The organism is Herbaspirillum sp. YR522 (assembly GCF_000282575.1).
Taxonomy (GTDB): domain Bacteria; phylum Pseudomonadota; class Gammaproteobacteria; order Burkholderiales; family Burkholderiaceae_D; genus Herbaspirillum.
Genome location: NZ_AKJA01000067.1, coordinates 1 through 24,594 on the forward strand (window position 1 = coordinate 1; position 24,594 = coordinate 24,594).

Here is a 24,594-nt window from a genome sequence, read left to right on the forward strand (position 1 = left end):
TGGCGGGCGCAAGCCGGCCCCGCGTCCGGCAGGCGCAGCACATGGCGGTGGCAACAGCGGCGGTGGCAACGGCGGCCAACGTGCCGGCGGCGGCCAGCGCCAGGGTGGCAGCAAGCCGTCGGCGCTGACCCACGGCGGTTCGCGCGGCAAGTAAGCCCATGGCCGTCGCCATCGTCAAGGCCGACCTGTCCGATCCGGTACACGCTGGTGCGCTGGTCGATGTGCTCGACGCCTATGCCCGCGACATCATGGGCGGCGGCCAGCCACTGTCCGATTTCACCCGCGCCAACCTTGCCGCCGAACTGTGCAAGCGTGCGGGGGTGCATGTGTTGCTGGCATTCGATGGCCAGCAAGCGGTGGGACTGGCCAATTGCTTCGAAGGCTTTTCGTCGTTCGCCTGCAAGCCCCTGCTCAACATCCACGACCTGGCCGTGGTGCCGGCGGCGCGCGGCCAGGGTATCGGCCGCATGCTGGTCGAACGGGTGGTGCAGCAGGCGCGTGAGCTGGGCTGCTGCAAGGTGACGCTGGAAGTCCTGGAAGGCAATGCCGTGGCACGATCGCTCTATCGTGCCACCGGCTTTGCCGGCTACCAGCTCGATGCCGAGACCGGACGCGCACTGTTCATGCAGAAGCTGCTGGACTGAGCCAGTACGCCATCAGCAGCGGTAGCCGCTGCCCTCCCCCTGGATCAACCGCAACGCCGACTGCCACGCCAGGTCGATGATGCCGCTGGCATTGTCGTTGTCGAATTGTGCCGCCGTGCGCAGTCGTACCGCCTCCGGCGGCAGGTTCAATGGCTGGCCACCGGCCAGCGCGGCCACCTGCGCCTGGCAGGCGCGCTCCAGGAAATAGATCTCGTGGAACGCCTCGGCCGCCGTACTGCCGGCGGCCAGCAGGCCGTGATTGCGCAGGATCAGCGCGCGGTGGCTGCCCAGGGCCGCCACCAGCCGCTCGCGCTCGGCCAGGTCGAGCGCGATGCCTTCGTAATCGTGATACCCCAGCTTGCCGTAGAACTTCAATGCATGCTGGCTGATCGGCAGCAGCCCTGCCTGCTGGGCGGCCACCGCCATGCCGGCGCTGGTATGGGTATGGATCACGAAGTGCAGCTCGGGGCGCGCCTTGTGCACCGCCGAATGGATCGTGAAACCGGCCTTGTTGACGCGCTGCCCGGCAAGGGCCGCGGGCCCCACCTGCAGCGCACGCCCCTCGTCGTCCACCTTGACCAGGTCGCTGGCGCGCATCTCATGAAACAGCACCCCGTAGCGATTGATCAGGAACTGGCCGGGCTGCTGCGGCAGGCGCGCCGAGATGTGGGTGTCGATCAGGTCGGTCATCCGGAAGTGCGCCGCCAGCCGGTACAGTGCCGCCAATTCGCAGCGCGTGTGCCATTCGGCGCAATCGGCACCGGCCAGTCCCAGCGCACGCGCGCTGGCGTGTTCGTCGTCGGTCGCTGGCATGCCTACTTGCCCTGGTTCAGCGCCGCCGGCATGGCGCTGCCTTGCAGCTTGTACTTGGCCAGCAGCTTGTCGTAGGTACCGTTGGCCTGCAATCGCTTGAGGGCATCGAGCACCGCGTCGCGCAGCGCCGGCTCGTTCTTCGACACCGGGATGCCGGTTTCCTGCGCAAACAGCGGCTGGCCCAGCAGCACGTAGGTATTGGCTTCCATCCCCAGGAAATACGGCAGCGTTTCGCTCCCCTGCACGGCGACGTCGATGCGACCGGTCTTGAGCTGGGTGCGCGCATCCACCGAGCCTTCGGTGCCGATCACGGTGATCGCCGGCTTGCCCTTGGCCACGCAGTTGTCATTGCTCCAGCCGGCGATCTGGCCCGGCCAGTTGGTATTGCGGCTGGCCCCGACCTTGGTGCCGCAGACGTCGGCAATGCCCTTGATGCGCGCGGCATTGGCCTGCAAGGTGAAGAACTGGGGGCCGGTCTTCATGTAGTCGATGAAGTCGGCCACCTTCTGCCGTTCGGCGGTATCGCTGATGGCCACCATGGCGATGTCGGCGCGTCCGGTGGCCAGCGAGCTGAAGACCTGGGCGAAAGCGGTTTCCTGGTACTCGACCTTCACGCCCAGCTCCTTGGCGATGGCCGCGCCCAATTCGATGTCCAGTCCCATCAGCTCGCCGCTGGCCGGATCCTTGTAGGCAATCGGCGGGTAGTTGGCCTGCGAGGCGATCACCAGCTTGCCCGCCTTCTTGATGCGCTCGGGCAGGTCGGCCGCGACGGCCTGGAAGGAGCTGGCGAGCATGGCGCCGGCGAGCAGGCCGAGCAGCGTCTTGTTCTTCAATTTCACGGGGTTCTCCTTCTGGGTTGGAATGCAATCAATCATGCAGGGTACGCTCTACGCCAGGATGGCGGCGATGAATTCCTGGGTGCGCCGATGCCGTGGCCGCGCCAGTACCTCGCCCGGGGTGCCGCTTTCGATCACCTGGCCGCCGTCCATGAACACCACGCGGTTCGATACCTCGCGTGCAAACCCCAGTTCATGGGTGACCACGATCATGGTCATGCCGCTGCCGGCCAGGTCCTTCATGACCGCCAGCACCTCACCCACCAGTTCCGGGTCGAGCGCCGAGGTCGGCTCATCGAACAGCATCAGCCGCGGCCGCATGGCCAGCGCCCGGGCAATCGCCACGCGCTGCTGCTGTCCGCCCGACAGTTCGGTCGGATAGGCATCGGCGCGCTCGGCCAGGCCCACGCGCGCCAGCAGCGCCATGGCTTCTTCGCGCACTTCGGCGCGACGGCGTCGTTGCACCACGACCGGGCCTTCCATCACGTTCTGCAACGCCGTCATGTGACCGAACAGGTTGAAGCGCTGGAACACCATCCCGCTCAACAGGCGCTGGCGGGCGATGTCGCTATCCGACAGCGGTACCAGCAGATCGCCGCGGCGGCGATAGCCCAGCAATTCGTCGCCGATCCAGATGGCGCCGCCATCGACCGCCTCCAGCTGGTTGATACAGCGCAGCAAGGTGCTCTTGCCGGACCCCGAAGGGCCGACGATGCAGCATACCTCGCCGGCAGCCACCGTCAGGCCCACGCCCCTCAGGGCGTGGAAGCCGCCGTAATACTTGTGCACGTCGTGGGCCACGATCATCGGCTTGCTCATGGCTTGCCTCCGCTGCGCTTGCGGGCGAACGCCTGCTCCAGGAAATACTGGCCGACGGAAAACACGGTCACCACCGCCAGGTACCACACGGTGGCCACGATCAACAGCTCGATGACGCGCGCGTTGGCGAAATAGATGGTCTGGGCGTTGTGCAGGATTTCGGAAAACTGGATCACGCTGGCCACCGAGGTCAGCTTGATCATGCTGATGACCTCATTGCCCACCGGCGGGATGATCACCCGCATCGCCTGCGGCAACACGATGCGGCGCAGCGCGGTCAGGCGCGTCATGCCGATCGCCTTGGCGGCCTCGGTCTGGCCATGGTCGACCGACAGGATACCGCCGCGCACCACCTCGGCCGTGTACGCTCCTTGTCCGATCCCCAGCCCCAGCAGGCTGGCCACGAACGGCGTGATGATATCGACCGTGCGGGCCTCGAACAGCCCTGGGACGCCCAGCACCGGAAACACCAGCGCCAGGTTGAACCACAACAGCATCTGCAGCAGCAGCGGCGTGCCCCGGAAGAACCAGATGTAGAACGCGGCCACGCCACGCACCACCGGATTGGGCGACATCACCATGACCGCGAAGAGCACCCCCAGCACGATGCCCACCGCCATGGCGTAGATGGTCATCAGGATGGTATTGACCAGGCCATGCATGATGACCTTGGCGGTCATGAACTGCGCCACGATCTTCCATTCGATCTGGCCGTGGGCGAAGGCATTGATGACCAGCCCCATCACGGCCAGGATCACGGCGGCGGTCAGCCAGCGCCCGTAGAAACGGCGCGGCGCGATCTTCAGGTGGTCGATGGCGTAGGCCGAAGGCACGCTGCTCATGCCGCACCTGCCGGCGCGGCGTCGACACTGGCCTGGCTCCAGGCACGTTGCGTGGCCAGCAGCGCGCGCAGGCGCTCGAGCTGGGCCCGGACCTGCTGCGGGGCGGTGCCGCCGTAGCCGCTGCGGGCCGCCACCGCAGCCTCGGGTGTGAGCACGGCGCGCACCTGTGGCCCCAGGTGCTCGCTGATGGCGGCCAGCTGGGCGTCATCGAGCTGGTGCAGCTCCAGGCCCAGGTCTTCGCAGCGGCGCACCATGGCACCGGTGATCTCATGGGCCTGGGCAAACGGCACGCCGCGACGTGACAGCCAGTCGGCCACCTCGGTGGCCAGCGTGAAGCCCTGGGTGGCGTCGGCCCGCATGCGTTCGCGATCGACCCGCATGGTGCGCACCATGCCGGCCATCGCCGGCAATACCATGTGCAGCACGTCGATGGCTTCGAAGGCAGCGTACTTGTCTTCGGACAGGTCGCGGTTGTACGAGAACGGCAAGCCCTTCAACGCCACCAGCATATCCATGAGCAGCGAGATCAGGCGCGCCGAGCGACCGCGCGCCAGTTCGGCGATATCCGGATTCTTCTTCTGCGGCATGATGGAACTGCCGGTGGAGAAGGCGTCGTCCAGCTCGACCCAGCGGAACTGGCGCGACACCCACAGCGTGACTTCCTCGGCCAGGCGCGAGACGTGCGTGCCCAGCATGGCGCAGTCGAACAGGAACTCGGCCACATGGTCGCGGCTGCCGACGGCATCGATCGAGTTTTCACAGGGACCGTCGTAGCCAAGATCGGCCGCCGACAGTTCGGGCTGCAAGGCAATCGCCGAGCCGGCCATCGCGGCCGCACCCAGTGGCGAGCGGGCATGGCGCCGGTCCCAGTCCTGCAGGCGCGAGAGGTCGCGGCTGAAGGTCTGCGCATGGGCCAGCAGTTGGTGCCCGAAGACGATAGGCTGGGCTGCCTGCAGATGGGTCATGCCCGGCGCCAGGGTCTCGGTATGCAGCGCCGCCTGGCTCACCAGGGCATCCTGCAGATCGAGCAGCATGGCACCGATCTCACGCACCTGCTCGCGCAGGTAGAGCTTGAGGTTGTTGGCCGCCTGGTCGTTGCGCGAACGGCCCGCGCGCAGCTTGGCGCCGGTCGCGCCCAGCGCTTCGACCAGCACTCTCTCCATGAAGGTATGCACGTCTTCGTCGGCCGCCGTCGGTTGCAGCTCCCCGCGCGCGAAGGCCGCCTCCTGCGCGCCCAGGGTGGTGACGATGGCCTCGCATTCGGCCGCATCCAGCACGTCCGCGCGCAGCAGCTCACGCGCGTGGGCCTGCGACGCCACGATATCGAATCGGGTCAGGCGGAAATGATCGAGCCCGCCGCGCGACAGCTTCATCAGGGCCGGATCGGGCGGTGAACGAAAACGTGCTCCCCACAGCCGGGTGTCACTCATGCTTGTTCCTTGTCATCTGGTTGCAGCAAAATCTGATTGTCCGCATATGCCTTTCAGCTACGGTACTTTACACCCGGGAAAATGCAGAGCATTTCGTATGCCAGGTTGGCCGCCACCAGGGCGGTGGTGCCGGCCTGGTCGTACGGCGGCGAGACCTCGACCAGGTCCGACGAGACGATATCGAGCCCACGGCAGCCACGGATGATTTCCATGCCCTGCTGCACCGAAAGCCCCCCTATCTCCGGCGTACCGGTGCCGGGTGCGAACGCCGGATCGAGGCCATCGATATCGAACGTCAGGTAGACCGGGCCATCGCCCATCTGCTGGCGCACCTCGGCCATCAACGGCGCCAGCGAACGGTGCCAGCAGTCTTCGGCCGGCACCACCCGAAAACCCTGGGCCCGGCACCAGTCGAAATCGTCGGCGTGATAGCCGGTGCCGCGCAGGCCGATCTGGACCACCCGCAGCGGATCCAGCAGGCCCTCTTCGAAGGCACGCCGAAAGGGCGTGCCATGGGCGATCTTCTCGCCGTTCATGGTGTCGTTGACGTCGGCATGGGCGTCGACGTGGATCAGCCCCACCGGCCCGCGCGCCTTGGCCATGGCGCGCAAAATCGGCAAGGTCATGGTGTGGTCGCCGCCCAGGCTGATGGTCTTGCAACCGGTGGCGTAGATACGCGCATAGCCCTCTTCGATCATGCGCACCGAGTCGAGCAGGCTGTAGGGATTGAGCGCGATGTCGCCGATGTCGGCCACCTTGAGCGAATCGAAGGGTGCCGCCCGGGTGGCCATGTTGTAGGGCCGCAGCAGCACCGATTCGGTGCGTATCTGGCGCGGGCCGAAGCGGGTACCCGAACGGTTGGACGTGCCCAGGTCGAGCGGCACGCCGACGAATCCGACATCCAGGCCAGCCGGGTCGTCGACATAGGGCAGGCGCATCATGGTGGCAATCCCCCCAAAACGGGGCATCTCATTGCCCCCCATGGGCTGATACAGTGCATGTTCCATCGATATCTATCCTTGTATGTCTGGTCCGTTTCCACCTATTCTATCGACCCGCTATTGATGAAAATATATCGATGTCGCGACGTTTACATTGATGTTTATCAATGTAAAACTGGTGACTTCTTCGGGGAGGGCCATGCTCAACAACGTATTCGATCTCGACCTGCGCCTGATCCGCGTATTCCTGGCAGTGGCCGATTCGCACGGTGTATCGGCGGCGCAAGCCAAGCTCAATGTGGGGCAGTCGACCATCAGCGCGCAATTGAGCGCGCTCGAGACGCGCCTGGGTTATCGCCTGTGCGAGCGCGGGCGGGCCGGCTTCAGGCTGACCGCCAAGGGCGAGAAATTTGCCGCCTCCGCGCGGCGCATGATCGATGCCCTGACCGAATTCGGCATGGAAGCGCGCAATCTCGACAAGCGCCTGGTGGGCACCCTCTCCATCGGCCTCATCGGGCACACGCCGGCCCATCACAACACTCGGCTGTCGGAGGTGATCCGGCGCTTTCGCCAACGCGACGAAGCGGTGCGCATCGAATTGCTGGTGCGTACCCCAAGCGAACTCGAAGAGATGCTGCTCAACGGCAGCATCCAGGTCGCCATCGGGTATTTCTGGCGCCGCGTGACGGCGCTGCAATATACCCAGCTGATGCTGGAGCGGCAGGTCGCCTACTGCGCCCCGCCCCATCCACTGTTCGAGCAGCCAGGCGACATCGCGCCGGAACAGGCCGCCAGCCACGCCTGGGCCTGGCGCGATTACCCGGTGCCGCCCGGGCACGTACCGATCCACCGTCGCAATATCATGGCCGTGACCGGCAATATGGAAGCGATGTCGATCCTGATCCTGTCGGGCCAGCACCTGGGCTACCTGCCCGAGGAAATGGGGCGCGACTATGTCGCGCGCGGCCAGATGCGCGCGCTCAACCGGGCCGAACTGTCGTATGAGGTGGGCATCAGCGTGGTGACCAACCGCGTCGGTTCGGAAGAGCCGATCGTGGCGGCTTTCCTGGAAGACCTGAAGGCGATGCAACTGTAACGGCACCCCGCCGCCAGGGTCGCCTCAATAGAAAGTGAAGCTGACCTCGAGTGCCGCGGTGACACTGCCGGCCTCGACCTTGCCGCTGCCGTTTCGCACCATGGCGGCACGATAGCTGACCGCTGAAACAGCCTGCTGGACGCCATGGTCGATGTCGGTGGCCAGCGCGACGGGGGCGCCGGCCGAATTTTGCAGTTGCACATTGACGTTCTTTGCCGCGCCCGCGGCCGCGCTGTTGCTCATCGCGCCCTTCACGCCGGCGACGGCGCCGGAACCGGCCGAAGGGGTGAACTTGAGGCGGTAGCGTGCGCTGTCCGAACAATTGACGCGGATCTGGAAATCGGCAGCCGGTGCGACCTGCCCCTCGTTCATCGCTGTCACCGACACGCTGCCCAGCGACACGTTGCCGGGGATGTCGAAGGTACAAGGGTTGGCCACCACCGCACCACCGGTGATGCGGTACTCGATGGGCGTGTAGTTATCGGTACGTATGGTCAGCACCATGTAGGGACCCAGCTTGGCGCTGGTGAGCGCGGCGGTCGTCTTGACGAACGTCAGGGTCAGCTGCCCGTAGGAAAACGCGATCCCGGATGGCGTGCCGTTGGCCGAAACGTAATAGCGGCAGTTCAACTGGTGCATCGCGCCCAAGGTCATGTTGAAACCGCCGCAGCTGCCATCGGCTTGCGCGATCAGATTACTGGCTACTTTCATGCGCACGCCCAATCCAGGGATAGGATCGCCATTCTGGCCAAGCACCTCCATGACGTTACCTCGCAACAGTCCACCCAAGGTAGTTCGCACGACATTATTGGGGCCACTGCAATCCAGCCTGTAGCTGCTGGTATCGCTGACCACTTCGGCCAGCACGGCGCCTACCGGGGCGTCCCGCGGCACCACGATATTGGGCACCTTGATATTGATCGGGCCGCGGGAGCCGCTTTCGGTGCACGGGGCGGACATGGCCGGCGTGGCCAACAGCAGCAGCAAGGTCACGGCCATCGTCATTGCCAGCATCGCGAGGACTTGCCCGCGATTCCGATTGCGTTCGCCCATCACACCCCCAAAAAAATCTTGTGGATGCATGATAATTTCGAGCCCAAACACCAACAACAAGAAAGATCTCAAATTTCCGCGATAGCAATCCTTCGAATGCATAAAAAAAGGCGATGCATAGCATCGCCTTTGCACCACCTTGGATCAACGCATCAGGCGGCCTGGGCCATCCCGCGCGAACGTCCCGAGCTGAGATAGGTCGCAATCGAGTCCTGGGTCACCTCGCCCACATAGGCGCCTTCGCCATCGATGACCGGCATCCAGCTGGTGCCCTGCTTGTACATCTTCGACAACACCACCCGCAGGTTCTCGTCGGGCCCGGCATTCATCGTGAACGGGCGCACCTTGCCGGCCACATCGCCGGCCTGGGCCCGCACGTCGCGCCGGGTCAGGTAGCCCACCGCGCGATTGTCGGCGTCGGTGATGGTGAGATAACGGGCATCGTCTTCGTCCATCAGCGCCAGCGCCTGGGCGCAGGACACATCGGGGCGCGCCGTCACCGGCGTGGTGGCGGCTTCGCCGGCGCGCACCAGCAGCAAGCGCTTCAAGGTATGGTCCTGGCCGACGAAGGCGCCCACGAAATCATCCTTGGGACGCGCCAGCAGGGTATCGGGATTGTCGAACTGCACCAGCCTGCCGGCGCGGAAGATGGCCACCTTGTCGCCCAACTTGATGGCCTCGTCGATGTCATGGCTGACCATGATCACGGTCTTGTCGAGCTGGCGCTGCATCTGGAAGAATTCGTTCTGGATCGATTCGCGATTGATCGGATCGACCGCGCCGAAGGGTTCGTCCATCAGCAGCACCGGGGCATCGGCGGCCAGCGCCCGAATGACGCCGATACGTTGTTGTTGACCGCCCGACAATTCCCGCGGGTAGCGGCGCAGGAACTTGGCCGGGTCCAGGGCCACCATCGCCATGAGCTCGGTGGCGCGCTCGCGGCAGCGCTTCTTGTCCCAGCCCAGCAGGCGCGGCACGATGGTGATGTTTTCCTCGATGGTCATGTTGGGAAACAGGCCGATCTGCTGGATCACATAACCGATATGGCGACGCAGGCTGACTTCGTCGATGCCGGCGGTGTCCTGCCCGTCCAGCAGCACCCGTCCCGAGGTCGGCCGGATCAGCCGATTGATCATCTTCAGCGTGGTGGTCTTGCCGCATCCGGAGGGTCCCAGGAAGACGCAGATCTCACCCTTGGCCACCTTCAGGCTGACCGCATCGACCGCCTTGACCTGGGTGCCATCCTTCTGCGTATAGGTCTTGCTGAGTTGTTCGAGTTCGATCATTTTTGTACTCCTTTCGGTGTCAGTATTTTCTGCAGTTGCTGCAGCATCAGGTCGGCGATGATGGCCAGGATGCTGATCAGCACCGCGCCCACCACCAGCTTTTGCATGTTGCTCTGGCTGATCGCATGCAGTATCAGCACGCCCAGCCCGCCGGCGCCGATGATGGCGGCAATCGCCATGACGCCGATATTCATCACCACCGCGGTACGCACCCCGCCCAGGATCACCGGCACCGCCAGCGGCAGGTCCACCATGCGCAGGCGCTGCCAGAAGGTCATGCCGATGCCGATGCCGGCTTCACGGATGCCGGGCTCGATGTTGTCCAGCGCGAGATAGGTGTTGCGCATGATCGGCAGCAGCGAGTACAGGAATACGGCGGTGATCGCCGGCAGCGGGCCGATGCCGGCGCCGAAGCGCGAAAACAACGGGATCATCAGGCCGAACAGCGCAATCGATGGCACCGTCAGCACCACCGTCGCCAGCCCCATGAGCGGGCCGGCCAGCCAGCGCACGCGCACCACCAGGATACCCAGCGGCACGCCGATCAGGATCGCCAGGCCGACGGCGATGCCGACCAGTTTCAGGTGTTGCGCCGTCAAGCCGACGATGGTGTGCCAGTCTTGCTGGAGATAGGTAATCAAGTCCATGCCGCGCTCCTCAGATCAAGCCTTCTTGTTGCAGGAAATCGGCGGCCACCCGGCTTACGGCCTCCTGGTCGATGTCGACCCGCTTGTTGAGTTCGGTCATCTTGGCGGTATCGAGCCTGGCCGCCAGCGCGTTGAGTTGCTCGGCCAGCCGGGGGTTATCCTCGAGCACCTTGCTGCGCACCACGGGAGTGGCCTTGTAGGCCGGGAAGTAAGCCTTGTCGTCTTGCAGCAGCTTCAGGCCGAAACCCTTGATGCGGCCGTCCGATGAATAGGTCAGGCCGGCGAACAGCTGCTCGTTTTTGAGCGCGGTGTAGACCAGGCCCGGGTCCATCTGCTTGACCTCGCTGCGCTCCAGTTCGAAGCCGTAGAGCTGCTGCATCGGCCCCAGGCCGTCGGGACGCGAGGCGAACTCGTAGTCCACGCCGACCAGATGCTGGCGGCCCTTGCCGTGGGCGTCATCGGCATTGATACGGTCGGCCAGGTCCTGCAGGGTGTCGATGCCCAGTTCGTCGGCCAGCTTCTGCGGCATGGCGAAGGCGTAGGTGTTGTTGAGCGCCGACTCGTTGAGCCAGACCAGGCCGCGCTGTGCGTCGAGCTGCTTGACCCGCGCATAGGTCTGCGCCGGATCGAGCTTGTCGTCGATGTGGTTGTAGACGATCAGCGAGGTACCGGTGTATTCCCAGACGATATCGAGTTGCCCGGTTTCCTGCGCCTGGCGCATCAGGGTGCTGCCCAGCCCATTCTTCAGGTCGACCTGGTAGCCCTTGGCGCGCAGGTATTGCGCCGTCATGTTCGACAGCAGCAGTTGCTCGGTGAAGTTCTTGCCGCCGACCACGACCGATTGCGCCTGCGCCGCCGCAGCGGCGAACAAGCCGAGCGCGATGGCCAGCGCGTATGCCAGATATTTGTTTTTCATAAGCATTCCTCTTTGCAATGGATCAGGCGCGCAAGCCGCGTCGCGCCAGGTAGATGCCCGACAAGGTGGTCACCAAGGCATCCAGCATCAGTGCCAGCAATGCGGTCGAGGCCGCGCCCAGCAACAGTTGCCCGTGGTTGTTGAGATAGATGCCGGGAAAGATCAGCCCGCCCAGGCTTTCGCCACCGATCAGCATCGACAGCGGCGCGCTGCCCACATTGATGGCCAGCGCCGTGCGCACGCCGCCGACGATGATCGGCAAGGCGTTGGGCAACTCCACCCGCAACAGGATCTGGTGCGGCTTCATGCCGATACCGCGGGCGGCTTCCTTCATGGCGGCAGGCACGTTGCGCAAGCCCTCGTAGGTATTGCGCACGATCGGCAGCAGCGACGCCAGAAACAGCGCCAGGATGGACGGCCAGTTGCCGATCCCGAACAGCGCCAGCGCCAACGCCAGCACCGCAATCGATGGGATCGTGTTGCCGATGTTGAAGACCTGGATGAATGCCTCGGCACTGCGCGCGGCGCCCGGCCGGGATAGTGCTACCCCGGCCGGGACCCCCACCAGCAGCGCCAGCGCCATTGAGGTGAACACCAGTTCGAGGTGCTTACCGGTGTAGTAGACCAGGTCTCCCTGGTATTGCCGGATGACGTCGGGACCGATCCACCAGGCCAATGCTGCAATGACCAGCGCCAATCCTAGTGCGCCGGAGAAGACGTGACGAACACGTGTCATGTGACCCCCTTTGGTATAGCCGGAACGACACGACGCCGCCCGACGGGTTGTAGGCATGAAGATGTCGGGCCACGGCAGGCAGCCGTGACCAAGACGTGGCGCCCGATATGCCGCAAGACGCAAATCCGGCGGTGGATGCGGGCAAGCCCTGTTTCGATTGTGTTTAGTTCGCTGCCGCTGGTGGGCTATATCGTTTGGATACGAACTGATGCTGCCAGGCAGCGTTGAAACCGGAGAGACTCACCGGCAAATTGAAAACCCGCGTAACGGGTTGGAACTACCATGCGTTGTTGAACAAGTAATGTCGCTAGGACTTTCGATAGTATAAAGCAATCGCTTAATGAAGTCCAGAAATGTTATTTCTTGCAATCATAACTAAGCGATCTTAAGGATACAAAATAGTTCCTTAAAGCATGTAAATCTTGCCATAAAGAGGTCCGGCTGGCACCTGCCGCGCCAGACCGGGGCATGATCTGGCGTGACTGGCGCTTACCGCAACGCGCCGAATACCTTGCCGATGATGGCGCTGCCCGAGCCCATCGGATCACGGCGGATCGCCTTTTCCTGTTCGCCGATCATCAGGTACAGGCCGTCCAATGCACGTTGCGTGACATAGCCTTCGACACTGGCCTGGTCGCCCGATATCAATCCGGTCCTGGCGACCTGCCCCATGGTGGCGTTATAGCGCGCCGAGAGGCCATTGCGGTCGGTGACGCCCTTGACGATGGGGCCGAACTTGCCGGCAAGTTCACCGGCGGTCTTCTGGCGGAAGAACTCGGTCACCGAGGTCTCGCCGCCGGCGAGGATGTTCTTGGCATCGGTTACCGACATCGACTTGACGGCATTGACCAGCAAGGGCAAGGCCTGCGGCACGGCAGACTCGGCTGCGTGGTTCATGTCGATCACCAGCTGGTCGACCTGCTGACCCTGGCCGGTCATGCGGATCAGCGGCATGGCTTGCTCGAGCGCGCCCGGCAGGCGGATCTTGACCTTGTCGTTGTTGAGAAAGCCGTTCGGCTGGCCGAGCTTGCCCACGGCCACCTTGGCGCCCTGCTCGAGGGCCGCCTTGAGGCCGCCCGTGGCATCCTGGTTGCTCAGGTCGGACAGCGAAAAGGCACCCGCCACGCCGCTCACCACCAGCAGCGCGGCGCCGGCAACCCGACGGCGCAGGATTGAAATGGGGAACATGCTCACTCCGTTTGATGAAGACTGGACCCGCATCATGGCATGCCGCAGGGCGCACGCCCAGCGCTGTTCAACCGCCGCGCGAGAGCTCGACGCCGGCATTGGGCGGCAGCCGCCGCGTGACCGGTACCGAGGCGATCGAGAACAGGCCGATGACCAGGAAAGCCGGCCAGAAATCGGATTCGACGATGCTCGCGTGCCCCTGCACATGGTTCGACAGTTGCAGCACGATCCCGGCCACGGTCACTCCCAGGCCCAGCGACAGTTGCTGGATCACGCTGGCCAGGCTGGTCACGCGACCGGCGTCGCGATTGTCGATATCGGCATAGGCGATCGAATTGAGGCAGGTGAATTGCAGTGCCGGAAACACCCCGCCCATCAACACGATCAAGGCAATCAGGAGGTAAGGCGTATGGATGCTGAAGATGCCGTAGGCCGCCAGCGCAAACCCGGCCAGCACCGCATTGACCATCAGGGTGGTGCGAAAACCGTAGCGGCGCAGCACCCGGGTCGCGATCAGTCGCATGAACAGCGAGCCGAAGGCCGAGGCGCAGGTAATGGTCCCGGCCTGGAAGGCGCTCATGCCCAGGCCTTCCTGCAATGCCAGCGGCAGCAGGAAAGGCACCGCGCCCAGTCCGATGCGAAACAGCGAGCCGCCGACCACGCTGGCATGCAGCGTGGGAATGCGCAGCAGCCGGAAATCGAGCAACGGGAACTCGACCTGGCGCGCATGGCGAAAATACATCGCCAGCGAGACCGCGCCGATGGCACACATGGCCACCGGCGTGGCGCCATCGACCAGGTGGGTGCCGAACAGCGACAGGCCCAGCATGATCAGCGCCGCGCCCAGCGAGGTGAGCATGAAGCCCTTGACGTCCAGCGGCGCGGGATGTTCTTCGACGAAGTTCTGGATATGACGGCCAGCCAGGTATAGCCCCAGGATACAGAACGGGATGTTGATCAGGAACACCCAGCGCCAATGAAAGTAGGTCGTGATGAAGCCGCCCAGCAAGGGGCCGACCACCGGCCCCATCAGCGAGGGCAAGGTCAGGTAGCTGACCGCCCTGACCAGTTCGGCCTTGGTCACCGAGCGGGCGATGATGACCCGCCCCACCGGCACCATCATGGCGCCGCCTATGCCCTGCAGGAAGCGCGCCGCCACGAAGGTGGCCAGCGAGGTCGAGATGGCGCACAACACCGAGCCGCTCATGAACACGATCATGGCCGCCCGGAACACCTTGCGCGCGCCCATCTTGTCTGCCATCCAGCCGGAGATCGGGATGAACACGCCCAATGCCGCCACATAGGCGGTCATGGCCAGCTTGAGGGTGATCGGATCCTGGTTGAGGTCGCGTGCCAGGGCCGGCAGCGAAGTGGCCAGTACCGTGGCATCCATGTTTTCCATGAACAGGGCACAGCCGACAATAAGGGGGACAAGCAACGAAGGTCGCACGATTGCAGCGCAGTCACGAGTGGATGAAGCGCAAGTCCAGGCTTGCGGCAAGCCGGCAGTTTACTCCTTTTGGCGGTTTCCTGCGCAGGCCGCACGGACGGTCCGGCAAACGCCAGGCGCGCGGACGCGGCCGGCGCAGGCGAAAACAAAAAAAAGCCCGCGTCCACACGGACGCGGGCTCCCCACTCCATACCTCTTCGTTGCCCGCCCCCCACGAGCATTCTCGCAGCAGGCAACATCGAGGAGTATGTTGATCAATGCCGCCAAAGGATATGAGAAAAGTCTCAAATTGATGCAATGGACTTCTCGCTACTCAGTCCACCCGCGTCCTCAGCAGCACCGCAAAACGTGGCTTGCCGCTCGGGTGGCGTCCGCGATAGCGGTAGGTGACCAGGCTGCCGATGGGGGGTGGATCGCGCCGCATCGCGTCGGACAGCCCGCTGCCCAGGTTGAAGCGCAGGCCGTCGGCGTCCTGCACCGTCAGCGCGCCGACCAGCCCGGTATATTTACCCTTGCCCGGCAAATGGGCGATCACGGTCGCCTCGGCATCGTCCATCGACTTGAACTTGAGCAGGTCGTCGCTGCGCCCGGCGCGGTACAGGCTATCGCCCCGATGCAGCATCAGGCCTTCGCCGCCGCCGCGCTCGACCTCGGCCAACAGGCGCTGCAGCGCAGCCGGCGACGCCACCCGCTGCTGCCGTACCGCCTGGACCCACGGTTGGCGCAGACCTTCGACGCTCTTGATCAGCGCCGGCAGGCGTTGGTCGAACCGCTGGCCGTGCCGCGGCAGGTCGAACACCATGTAGCGCAATGCGCGCCAACGCTGCTCTTGCGGCTGTTCGCGCCGGGCCGTCGAGACCGTCTGTTCGAAACGCCCGCGCCCGCCCCAGAGCTCGCCGTCGAGTGCAAAGTCCGGCCAACCGCGGGTAAACCAGGTCGGGGCATGAATGACCTGGCCGCCGCGGGTGAACAGTTGCTGTCCGTCCCAGTAGGCGCGAATGCCGTCGTATTTCTCGCTGACCCAATAGTCGGCCAGCCTGATGTGCCCGGGCATCGGATTGGCCAGCATCAGCGGTGGCGGGACGGGACGGGCTGCGCCGGGAGGCGCCAGTGGCGGGGCAGCATTGGCCTTGCCGGGGCGCCAGGCGAGCGCCGTGGCGCTCAGTGCCAGCAGCAGGCGCCGGCGCGGGGTAGAAACGGTCGAACGGTCAACAACGGGCATGCCAGCTCCAGTGTGGTCCTCCCTGCGGCACCATCGATGCGCCACCCCTGGTGGTTGAAATCAGGGATCGCCGGGCACTTCCTTGCGCACCGGCGTCTCGCTCTTGTCCTGTTTGAAGCGAGTGACCAGCAGCTGGTTGATTTTGTTTCCCTCGATATCGACCACCTCGAACTTGAAATCCGAAAACAGCACGAAGTCGGTTTTCTTCGGGATCTTGCGCAGCATGTACATGATGAAACCTGCCAGCGTCTCATAACCGACCGGGTTGGGATACTCGTCGATGTCGAGTTCGCTCATCACGTCGTTGAGCGGGGTCAGGCCATCCATGAGCCAGGAGTTCTCGTCGCGCCGCACGATCTGCTGTTCTTCCTCGGTCATGGCCAGCAGGTTGCCCATCAGCACGCTGGTGACGTCGGTGATGCTGATGATGCCCACCACCAGCGCATATTCGTTGACGACGATGGCCAGGTCCTCGTCCATGGCCTTCATCCGCTCGAGCACTTCCCACAGGTTCAGGCTGTCGGGGATCGACAGCGGGCTGTGTACCAGGCCCTTGTCGGCCAGCGAGAAATGCTCGCCCTTGAGCAGGCGCTTGAGCACGTCCTTGCTGTCGATGTAGCCCAGCACCACGTCGATATTGCCGTCGCACACCAGGAAGCGCGAATGGGGGTGGTCGATGATCTTCTGGCGAATGGTCTCTTCGGTGTCCGACAGCAGGAAGTAGACGATGCTCTCGCGCTGGGTCATGGCCGACGGCACGTAGCGGCTTTCGAGCTCGAACACGTTTTCGATGAGGTGATGTTCCTGCGTCAGCAGCACGCCGGCCTGGGCGCCGGCGTCGACCATCGCATGGATCTCGCTGGGCGTGATGACGTCCTGGCGAATCTGCGGCAGCCCGAACAGCGTGAACAGGCCCTTGCACAGGCCGTTGAAGAACCACACGAGGGGCTTGAAGGCGCGCTCGAGCAGCAGCATCGGCTTGACCAGGGCGGTGGCGGCGCGCTCGGGGGCCACCATCGCCAGGCGCTTGGGCATCAGGTCGGCAAACAGGATGAAGAAGGCGGTGACCACCAGGAACGACAGCGCAAAGCTGGCGTTGTCCAGCCATGGGCCCTGGTACACCAGCACCACCAGTTCGCGCAGATGCGGGGTGAGCGCCGGTTCGCCCACCACGCCGCCCAGGATGGCCACCGCATTCAAGCCGATCTGCACCACGGTGAAGAAGTTGCCGGGCTGCGCCTGCAGCGCCAGCACGCGGTCGGCATTGGGTTCGCCCTCCTTGGACATCATCTCCAGGCGGATCTTGCGCGAAGCGGCAATCGATATCTCGGCACACGACAGGAAGGCGCTGATGACGACCAGCAGCAGGATAAGCAACAGGCTGGTGAAGATGCTCATGTTGTTGTTCTCGTTGTTTTGACGCCCCATTCTCTCGTGCCTTGGGGCCGGAACGCAAATCACGATGACAATCCCGCCATGTTCAGTACACGTCGCGCCGATAGCGGCCCTGCTCGGCCAGCTCGATCAGCGCCTGCTCGCCCACGATCTCCTGCAGCGCCTGGGTGACGCCGGCGGCCATGCCCTGCAGGCTGCCGCACACATAGATGGCGGCACCCTGCGCGATCCATGCCCGCAATGGTTCGGCCGCCTGGCGCAGCCGATCCTGCACATAGACGGGCGGCTCGCCGTCGCGCGAAAAAGCCAGGTCGAGCCGTTGCAACTGACCCTGTGCATGCCAGTGCTCGATCTCGTCGCGGTAAAACCAGTCATGCGCGCGCGAGCGCTCGCCAAACACCAGCCAGTTGCGGTAATGGCCTGCCGCCACGCGCGCGCGCGCATGCGCACGCAGCCCGGCCAGCCCGGTACCGTTGCCGACCAGCACCAGCGGCCGGTCGTCGGGTGGCGCGTGAAAGCCGCTGTTGCGACGGATGCGCAAGGCGATGGTGGCGCCTACCGGCGCATACCGGGTCAGCCAGCCCGAACCGATGCCGGGGCGGCCATCGGCCTGGACCATGCCGCGCACCAGCAGGTCCAGCGTGCCATCCTGGGCCAGCGAGGCAATCGAATATTGGCGATCGGGCAACGGGCTCAGCCGCGCCAGCAACGCCGGCCCCGACAATCCCTGCAACTCTTCCAACCCGCTGGCTGGCAGCGCCAGCGCCGCCAGCGGCTCGACCAGGCCAGCGTCGTCCAGCGCCAGTGCCGTCATGAAACGGCGTATTTCCGGCTCGCCGTTACGCGGGGCGATCTCGGCGATGTCGCCTGCCTGCCAGCCCGGCGCTGGCAGGTCCAGCGGGGTCAAGGCCAGGTGAAAGGCCGGCTGGCCCAGGCTGCCGGGATTGAGCAGGCGCCGCTCGGCCAGGCGCCAGCGACCATGGCTGGGGCTGCTCCAGTGGCCTTGGTCGGGGTGTCCACCGATGACGCCCAGTTGATGCTGCCAGTGACGCAACGCACCTTCATCGCCGTTGTCGACCTCGACCACGTCGAACAAGGGGCGCGCCTGGCGCCGCTGCAGCCACCTGGCCAGCGCATGGCCGAAGACACAGTATTGCGTGTAGCTGCGGTCGCCGAGGGCCAACACGCCAAACGACAACTGCGGCAATGGCGCGGCCTGGTGCTGCATGCGCTGCGCGAAACCGGCGGCCATGTCCGGGGCATCGCCTTCGCCGGTGGTGCTGGCGATGAACAGGGCCCGGGTGGCACCGCAGAGGTCGTCCTCGGTCAGCCGCGCCAGCGGCAGCACGCGCACCGCCAGGCCGCCCCGGCGCAGGCATTGCGCACTCTGCAACGCCAGTTGTTCGGCAAACCCGGTCTGGCTGGCGAACACCAGCAGCAGCGACTGCGCTGCCGCTTCTTCATTCCACAGCGATTGCTGCCGGCGCGTGGTGCGGCGCACCTTCACGGCCGTGACCACACACAACGCCAGGTAGGCCAGCACGATCAGCCCTGCCAGCCACCAGCGCCCCTCGCGGCTGTCGGCCAGATCGGCGCGGGCGACGCCGTAGCCGCCCAGCATCGCGCACAGCGACGCCAGCAGCGTTGGCGCCCAGGTAGGCATCGTTTTCATCGTGCCCTCAGTCAAGCATCGCGGCCAGCGCCGGCGTCATGCGCTCTTGCAAGCCATGCGCGCCTTCGTGCAGGAACACTGCCGCGATATTGCGCCGGCGCGCAAAGGCCAGTCCTTGTTGCACGCCCAGCACGGTCAGTGCCGTGGCCAGCGCATCGGCCACCATGCACTGGCGATGCAGCACCGTGACCGACACCGGCGGCTGGCGCAACGGCTCGCCGCTGCGTGGGTCGATGGTATGGGCGTAGCGCCGGCCCTGGTGTTCGAAGCAACGGCGATAGTCGCCCGAGGTGGCCACCGCAAGACCGTGCAACGCCAGCAGCAGCGCATCGCCAGCGCGTCCGGGCGGACGTTCCAGTTGTACGTACCACGGATGGCCATCGGGCTTGATGCCCAGGCCGCGCAATTCGCCACCGATTTCCACCAGGTAGCTGGTGCAGCCCAGCACCTCCAGGGCCTGCGCCACCAGGTCCACCGCATAGCCCTTGGCGATGCCCGACAGGTCCAGGCATGCATCGCCCGCTTGCAACACGCGACGTGCGGCGCGGTCCAGTTGGATGCGCCGCCAGCCGCAGCGCGCCCGCGCCTGCCGCACTTGCGCGGCCGTGGGCAAGTCGTCGCCGCGCCCCGGCCCGGGGCCGAAACCCCACAGGTCGACCAGCGGCCCGACGGTCGGGTCGAAGGCACCATCGCTGTCGGCGGCCATCGTCAAGGCGGCCTCCAGCACGCACAGCAACGGCGGCGGCAGCGCATGCCAGCTGCCGGCTGCGCCCTGGTTGTAGCGCGACAGCAGCGAGTCCGGCTGCCAGGTGCTCATCTGCGCGATCACCAGCTCCAGTTGCGCCTGCACCGCCTGCAATACCTGGTGCTGCGAGGGGCCGTGCGGTGCCAGCATCAGCTGCAACGACCAACTGGTGCCCATGCTCTGGCCGGCCAGGCGGCAATGCACGGCTCCCGCCGCCAAGGGTGCAGGCGCGGTCGCCGCGGATGGAATCAATAGACGTTCGGGCATCGCGCCAGGGCCTTCATCGTGGCAGCACTTCGAGCGTGGCCGCATAGACGGCGCGACGCTGGGAGGCTTGCGGCAGCGAACTCTTCTGGTCCGACACGCTGGCCTGTACCCAATGCATGCCCGGCGCTTCCCATTTGACGCTGAACTTGCCCTCGGCATCGGTCTTGAGCTTGGCCTCGTGCAAGCTGTCGCGATAACGGATGCCGCCCGGCACCACCTCGACCTCGATCCCTGCGGCCGGCTTGCCATCGAGCAGCAGCTGGAATTGTGCGGTATCGCCCAGCACCAGGTCGGTGGGGTTGGTGATCGGCTGCAGCTCGAGCCCGGAACCGGTGATGGCCAGGGCGCCGCGGGTCGGCTTGCCGGACGTGGCGAAAGTCTCGATGCGGCTGCTGGCCTGGGTCACCTTCAGCTCCTGGGCATTGGCCGGCACTTCCCGGGCAAACGCTTGGACCGATCCGCGCCAGCGTTTCTGCTGGCCGTCGACCTTGTAGCTGGCGAACAGGCCGTTGTTGACCACCGCGATCTTGTAGGTGCCGGGCTGGCTCAGTTGCACATCGAAGGTACTGCGGTACTTGCCGGTGGCGGCATTGACGGCCTGCACGAACTTGCCGTCGGGCGCGGTCACGGCCAGGCCATCCAGGCGCAGCGGAAAGTGCTCGAAGTAGAACAGGTCGTTGGAGACCGCCGCGTCCACCGTGACCCAGGCGTCCTTGCCCGACAACACGGTGGCCGACGGCAGCAGCCACTGGCGATGCGCCTGGGCCGACAGCGGCAGGCTGATGGCCAGCGCCACGACGGCCAGCTTGATCGAGGTGCGCAAGGCGCGCGGGAAGGAAGAATTCATGTTGGCTCCGTGATGATGGGATGGATGACGGGGAAGATATTCAGGGCTTGAGTTCGAGCGACACCACGCCCAGCTCGCTGGCGCCTTGGGCGCGAAGGTTCTGCGCCGATGCCGGCGGCCAGGTGAACGGCAGCTTGAGCAGTTCGCGGCCGCCCACTTCGCGCGCCGCTTCCACATTGAGCACGTACTCGCCGGCGGCCAGCTCCCCCAGCGGGCCGCGACCGGCAACGAAGGCCAGCTTGTGCTCGCCGGCGGGCCGGGTCGCGCCGCTGACGCCGTCGACCGGCATCTGCAGCTCGCGGCCGCCGCGGCGCCACCATTGGCGCAGGTCCTTGAGCCACTTCTCGCCTTCCTTGTCGCGTTTCTTGAGGTCGTACCACACGGCCAGGTTGGCCGCCACGCCCTGGTCGGCGCGCTCGATCCAGGCCGCCAGGTAAGGCCGATGGTATTCGGCCACGTTGAGGGAGGGCACCTCGATCTTCAAATTCAGGTCGGCGCCAGCCGCCGGCGCCACCTGCGCGAACATGGCGCTCAATGCCAATGCCAACACGGTAGGTTTGAGCGATACGGACTTGCTGGTCGAATCTTGCTGATGCGGCATGGACTTGGCCTCGTGGATGAAGGGAATGAAGGAAATGAAAGGGCTAAAGGGTGGGATGACTTGGACCACGGCGGTCAATGGATGAACAGCACCGCCAGCAGCAACGGCAGCACCAGGCCCAGCGCCACCAGCGGCCAGGTAGCGGCACGCTTGGCGGCATGGATCTGCAACAGGAACAGGCCGGTGATGCAAAACACCAGGCAGGCCACCGCAAAGATATCGATGAACCAGCTCCAGGCCGCGCCGGTATTGCGTCCTTTGTGCAGGTCGTTGAAATAGCTGACCCAGCCGCGATCGGTCTTTTCGAATTCGATCTCGCCGTCCTCCAGCGCCACCCGCAACCAGGCGTCGCCGCCGGGGCGCGGCATCGACACATAGACCTCGTCGGTCGACCACTCGGCGACCTGCTCGCCTACCGTGAGCGGCATGTTCTGCCCGATCCACGCCCGCACCGGCGGCGGCAAGGGCTGGTGTGCCGCCGCACCGTTGCGCTCGGCAAGGGCGAGCTGCGCCTGGCGCTTGAGTGCATCCAGCAGGCTCGCCGGCAAGTGCCCGGCATGGCGCTCGATGCGGGGATGGGCCTCGATCTGCGCCGCGTGGTTGAGGGTCAGCCCGGTGCAGGCAAAGGCCAGCATGGCGACCAGGCAAATGCCGGAGCTGATCCAGTGCCATCGATGCAGGTGCTTGAGCCAGAACGCGCGACGCTTCTGGTCTGCGACCTGGACTTCGGCTTGGACCGCGGCTTGGGCTGTGACTCGGACTCGGGCTGGCTTCATGAACAACACCGGGGACGGCCCCGGCCGTCCTTTTTAATTAGTAATGATTCTCATTATAATCTACGCATTTATCGAAAAGATCGACAAACCGTCCTTTTTACTTGCCGATACATAGCGATACAAAGCGCCGCAGAACCGGCTGCTTCACGCGCTATGGCACCAGCCCGGCCGCGATGCGCAACGCCAGCTGCAACGACGCCGGCAGCATCGGACCATGCGACATGCCGGCCAGGATGCGCAGCTCGACCGTGAGCCCCGGCACCGTGCGCAGGCGCGACGCCAGTTCCGGCAAGGCTTGCGGCGGCATCTCGGCGCGCCCCGGAGGGGTGGCACGAATGGTCCCGGCAGCCGGCCTTTCGCGCCGCTCGCTATCGCCGGCCATTAGCCACAGCGCGCGCCTGGCGACCGGGGCGGCGGCGCGAAAGCGTGCCTCTTCCTGCAGGATGACGCCCCGCCCCCACCACAGCGAGGGACTCGCGGCAATGTAGTCGGCAAACAGGCTGCTACCGGAAAACAGCGTATGCAGCACGAACAGGCCGCCATACGAATGGCCCCACAGCGCCAGCCGGTCGGCATCGACCGGCGCCATGCCGCGCACGCGCGGCAACACCTGTTGCTCGATCAGGGCCAGCATGCCATCGGCGCCGCCGCCGCGTCGCCCACGCGCGGCCTCGTCGTCGACCTGTCCGGCAGCAAGCGGCGGCGTGTAGTCATAGGCCCGCGCGGTCACATCGAAGCGCAGGTCGGTGTCATAGCCGATGGCCACGATCAGCGGCGGCGTAGCTGCGTCGAGCTGCTGCAACTGCTGCTCGTCGATCGCCGCCAGCGCGGCATTGCCGTCGAGCAGCACGATGGCCGGATGGCCGGCCGCCGGCGGCGACCGGCGCGGGATACCGAGGCTTACGCGGTAACGCCGCTGGCCGTCGGCCGACGACAGTGCGAACCGCTCGAACCGATAGAACGCCGAGCCGGCCTCGGCAATGGTCGGACCCAGCGGACGCGACAGGTCCGGCTGCGCCCGCGCCAGCGACGGCAGCAGCGCACCTGCCGCGGTCAGCCCGGCCAGGCACAGCAGGCGACGGCGTGACGACATGCGCGCCATCATCAGAAACGCCGGGTCAGGCTGACCCACAGTCGACGCCCGTCGCCGACGGTGTTGAAATCCTGCTCGTCGAGCCGCTTGTCGGTGATGTTGTAGATCGCCGCCGACAGGCTGGTGAGCTTGCCGATCTCGTAGGTGGTGCCGATGTCGGCCAGCGCGTAGGCCTTGTACTGCTTGGCGCCCGAGGTCGAGACGGTGGTGCCGGCAGTCCCCACGCGGGCGGCGGCATTGATCTCCTTGCCGTGATAGTTGATCGCGCTCCACAGGGTCCAGGCGTCAGACGGGGTCCAGTCGGCGCGCAGGTTGACCATGTGCTTGGGGGTCCGCGCGAGCGCATAGCCGTCGAAGCTGCCGCCCTTCTGGCGCGAGTCGGTATAGGTGTAGTTCGACTTCAGCGCCAGGCTGCGGGTGGCCTGCCAGCGCCCGGTCAGTTCCACGCCCTTGATCGTGGCGCGGTCGATGTTGTAGCTGTACCAGAGACGATAGTTGTTGTTGGCCGACCAGCGCGCGATGGAGCCATCGGCGTTGTAGACCAGCGCGTTGCTGACCTTGTCCTTGAAATCGGTGTAGAACACGGTGGCGCCGGCCGACAGGCCGGCGTGGTTATCCCACAACGCGGCCAGTTCCCAGCTGGTGCTGGTTTCCGGCTTCAGGCCGGGGTCGCCGATGATCACGCCGCAGGTGCCGGTAGGGCCCACGGTACACCCGGCGCCACCCGTGGTGTAGGCATAGCCCGGCGCGATGGTGCGGATCTCCGGCGCCCGGAAGCCGCGCGAGACACCGCCCTTGATGGTCAGGTTTTCGGTGGTGTGCCAGACGCTGTAGAGACGCGGGCTCCAGTGATTGCCGTAGATCTCGTGATTGTCCAGGCGCAAGCCGCCGGTCAGCGCCCAGGCGTCGGCCAGTTTCCATTCGTCCTCGACGAACAGGGCCTTCTGGTCGATCTGGAACTGCTGCACCAGGGACGCGCTGACGCCGGGGTTGACGTCGCTCAGCTTGGCCCGGTTCCACTGCCCGCCCAGCACCAGCCAGTGCTGCCCCAACGGCATCGACAGCTTGCCATCGAGCACCGTGTTCTCGATCTTCGGCGCGCGCGTGGCCTGCACGAAGTTGTCGCTGCGGGCCGGGGTTTCGGTAAAGCTCTTGCGCTGCGCCTGCTCATAGGACAACGACACGTCCGAGGTGGCCCAGCCCCAGCGGCCGGTATGCGACAGCGAGAAATGATCGCGCGGGTTCTCGGTATAGCTGTCGGCGGTGGCGGCCGCCTGCG

The 24,594-nt window shown here is 65.3% G+C and carries 24 protein-coding genes; 2 read left to right on the top strand and 22 right to left on the bottom strand.

Translation table 11 applies throughout. From position 1 onward, the window contains the following. The first annotated feature begins 158 nt into the window (after window positions 1–158). Complete coding sequence (locus PMI40_RS10860; RefSeq protein ID WP_040501912.1) at window positions 159–644, top strand: N-acetyltransferase; 486 nt, start codon at window positions 159–161, stop codon at window positions 642–644. A 12-nt stretch (window positions 645–656) separates the two neighbouring features. Here the strand turns inward: PMI40_RS10860 and PMI40_RS10865 are convergent, their stop codons facing one another. The 6 genes from PMI40_RS10865 to speB are packed head-to-tail and all read right to left on the bottom strand — an operon-like array spanning window position 657 to window position 6,391. Beyond that, complete coding sequence (locus PMI40_RS10865) at window positions 657–1,457, bottom strand: class II aldolase/adducin family protein (protein ID WP_081496442.1); 801 nt, start codon at window positions 1,455–1,457, stop codon at window positions 657–659. Between the two features lie 2 nt (window positions 1,458–1,459). Continuing rightward, a complete protein-coding gene (locus PMI40_RS10870; protein WP_008115120.1) occupies window positions 1,460–2,296 on the bottom strand; it encodes an ABC transporter substrate-binding protein in 837 nt (278 codons plus the stop codon). 48 nt (window positions 2,297–2,344) lie between these two features. Then, window positions 2,345–3,112, bottom strand: coding sequence for an amino acid ABC transporter ATP-binding protein (locus PMI40_RS10875; RefSeq protein WP_008115124.1), 768 nt, complete (start codon window positions 3,110–3,112; stop codon window positions 2,345–2,347). After that, window positions 3,109–3,954 (bottom strand): amino acid ABC transporter permease, encoded by an 846-nt coding sequence (locus PMI40_RS10880; protein WP_008115126.1) that lies wholly within the window; start codon window positions 3,952–3,954, stop codon window positions 3,109–3,111. Before PMI40_RS10880 ends, PMI40_RS10875 begins: the two co-directional genes overlap by 4 nt. Further along, window positions 3,951–5,384 carry an argininosuccinate lyase gene (gene argH, locus PMI40_RS10885; protein WP_008115127.1) on the bottom strand — a complete coding sequence of 478 codons (1,434 nt, stop codon included), beginning with the start codon at window positions 5,382–5,384 and terminating at the stop codon, window positions 3,951–3,953. Before argH ends, PMI40_RS10880 begins: the two co-directional genes overlap by 4 nt. 53 nt (window positions 5,385–5,437) lie before the next feature. Next, on the bottom strand, window positions 5,438–6,391 hold the full coding sequence (gene speB / locus PMI40_RS10890) for an agmatinase (RefSeq protein ID WP_008115128.1): 954 nt from the start codon (window positions 6,389–6,391) through the stop codon (window positions 5,438–5,440). Window positions 6,392–6,524: 133 nt separating this feature from the next. On the opposite strand from speB, the gene PMI40_RS10895 reads away from it, so the two are divergent. Next, window positions 6,525–7,421 carry a LysR family transcriptional regulator gene (locus PMI40_RS10895; protein ID WP_008115129.1) on the top strand — a complete coding sequence of 299 codons (897 nt, stop codon included), beginning with the start codon at window positions 6,525–6,527 and terminating at the stop codon, window positions 7,419–7,421. Window positions 7,422–7,445: 24 nt separating this feature from the next. Here the strand turns inward: PMI40_RS10895 and PMI40_RS10900 are convergent, their stop codons facing one another. The 16 genes from PMI40_RS10900 to PMI40_RS10975 form a co-directional block, all read right to left on the bottom strand. After that, window positions 7,446–8,576 (bottom strand): fimbrial protein, encoded by a 1,131-nt coding sequence (locus PMI40_RS10900; protein ID WP_081496443.1) that lies wholly within the window; start codon window positions 8,574–8,576, stop codon window positions 7,446–7,448. Window positions 8,577–8,626: 50 nt separating this feature from the next. Next, entirely contained in the window at window positions 8,627–9,760 is a 1,134-nt protein-coding gene (locus PMI40_RS10905) for an ABC transporter ATP-binding protein (RefSeq protein WP_008115131.1), read from the bottom strand. Beyond that, window positions 9,757–10,407 (bottom strand): ABC transporter permease, encoded by a 651-nt coding sequence (locus tag PMI40_RS10910; protein WP_008115133.1) that lies wholly within the window; start codon window positions 10,405–10,407, stop codon window positions 9,757–9,759. The genes PMI40_RS10905 and PMI40_RS10910 overlap by 4 nt, the downstream gene beginning before the upstream one ends. A gap of 10 nt (window positions 10,408–10,417) precedes the next feature. Further along, complete coding sequence (locus PMI40_RS10915) at window positions 10,418–11,323, bottom strand: glycine betaine ABC transporter substrate-binding protein (RefSeq protein ID WP_008115134.1); 906 nt, start codon at window positions 11,321–11,323, stop codon at window positions 10,418–10,420. 22 nt (window positions 11,324–11,345) lie between these two features. Beyond that, window positions 11,346–12,059, bottom strand: a complete 714-nt coding sequence (locus tag PMI40_RS10920; RefSeq protein WP_008115137.1) for an ABC transporter permease — start codon at window positions 12,057–12,059, stop codon at window positions 11,346–11,348. 489 nt (window positions 12,060–12,548) lie between these two features. Then, window positions 12,549–13,247: a DUF4197 domain-containing protein gene (locus tag PMI40_RS10925; protein WP_008115140.1), complete on the bottom strand. Its 699-nt coding sequence runs from the start codon at window positions 13,245–13,247 to the stop codon at window positions 12,549–12,551. Between the two features lie 67 nt (window positions 13,248–13,314). Continuing rightward, window positions 13,315–14,649 (bottom strand): MFS transporter, encoded by a 1,335-nt coding sequence (locus PMI40_RS10930; RefSeq protein ID WP_051001794.1) that lies wholly within the window; start codon window positions 14,647–14,649, stop codon window positions 13,315–13,317. Between the two features lie 361 nt (window positions 14,650–15,010). Then, window positions 15,011–15,919 (bottom strand): DNA ligase, encoded by a 909-nt coding sequence (locus PMI40_RS10935; RefSeq protein WP_008115145.1) that lies wholly within the window; start codon window positions 15,917–15,919, stop codon window positions 15,011–15,013. A 60-nt stretch (window positions 15,920–15,979) separates the two neighbouring features. Next, on the bottom strand, window positions 15,980–17,317 hold the full coding sequence (locus tag PMI40_RS10940) for a hemolysin family protein (RefSeq protein WP_040501917.1): 1,338 nt from the start codon (window positions 17,315–17,317) through the stop codon (window positions 15,980–15,982). 82 nt (window positions 17,318–17,399) lie between these two features. After that, entirely contained in the window at window positions 17,400–18,986 is a 1,587-nt protein-coding gene (locus PMI40_RS10945) for a flavodoxin domain-containing protein (protein WP_008115147.1), read from the bottom strand. Between the two features lie 7 nt (window positions 18,987–18,993). Then, entirely contained in the window at window positions 18,994–19,998 is a 1,005-nt protein-coding gene (locus tag PMI40_RS10950) for an FAD:protein FMN transferase (RefSeq protein WP_008115148.1), read from the bottom strand. A gap of 13 nt (window positions 19,999–20,011) precedes the next feature. Continuing rightward, window positions 20,012–20,845, bottom strand: coding sequence for a DUF4198 domain-containing protein (locus tag PMI40_RS10955; protein WP_008115150.1), 834 nt, complete (start codon window positions 20,843–20,845; stop codon window positions 20,012–20,014). 40 nt (window positions 20,846–20,885) lie between these two features. Beyond that, the gene (locus PMI40_RS10960; RefSeq protein WP_008115151.1) at window positions 20,886–21,446 is read right to left on the bottom strand and encodes a DUF2271 domain-containing protein; all 561 of its coding nucleotides are present in this window, start codon (window positions 21,444–21,446) and stop codon (window positions 20,886–20,888) included. A 74-nt stretch (window positions 21,447–21,520) separates the two neighbouring features. Continuing rightward, window positions 21,521–22,222 (bottom strand): PepSY-associated TM helix domain-containing protein, encoded by a 702-nt coding sequence (locus PMI40_RS10965; RefSeq protein ID WP_008115152.1) that lies wholly within the window; start codon window positions 22,220–22,222, stop codon window positions 21,521–21,523. A gap of 151 nt (window positions 22,223–22,373) precedes the next feature. After that, window positions 22,374–23,315: an alpha/beta hydrolase gene (locus PMI40_RS10970; protein WP_238540932.1), complete on the bottom strand. Its 942-nt coding sequence runs from the start codon at window positions 23,313–23,315 to the stop codon at window positions 22,374–22,376. Window positions 23,316–23,326: 11 nt separating this feature from the next. Beyond that, window positions 23,327–24,594, bottom strand: a 1,268-nt coding sequence (locus tag PMI40_RS10975) for a TonB-dependent receptor domain-containing protein (RefSeq protein WP_008115156.1), incomplete at its 5' end; no start/stop codon positions are given.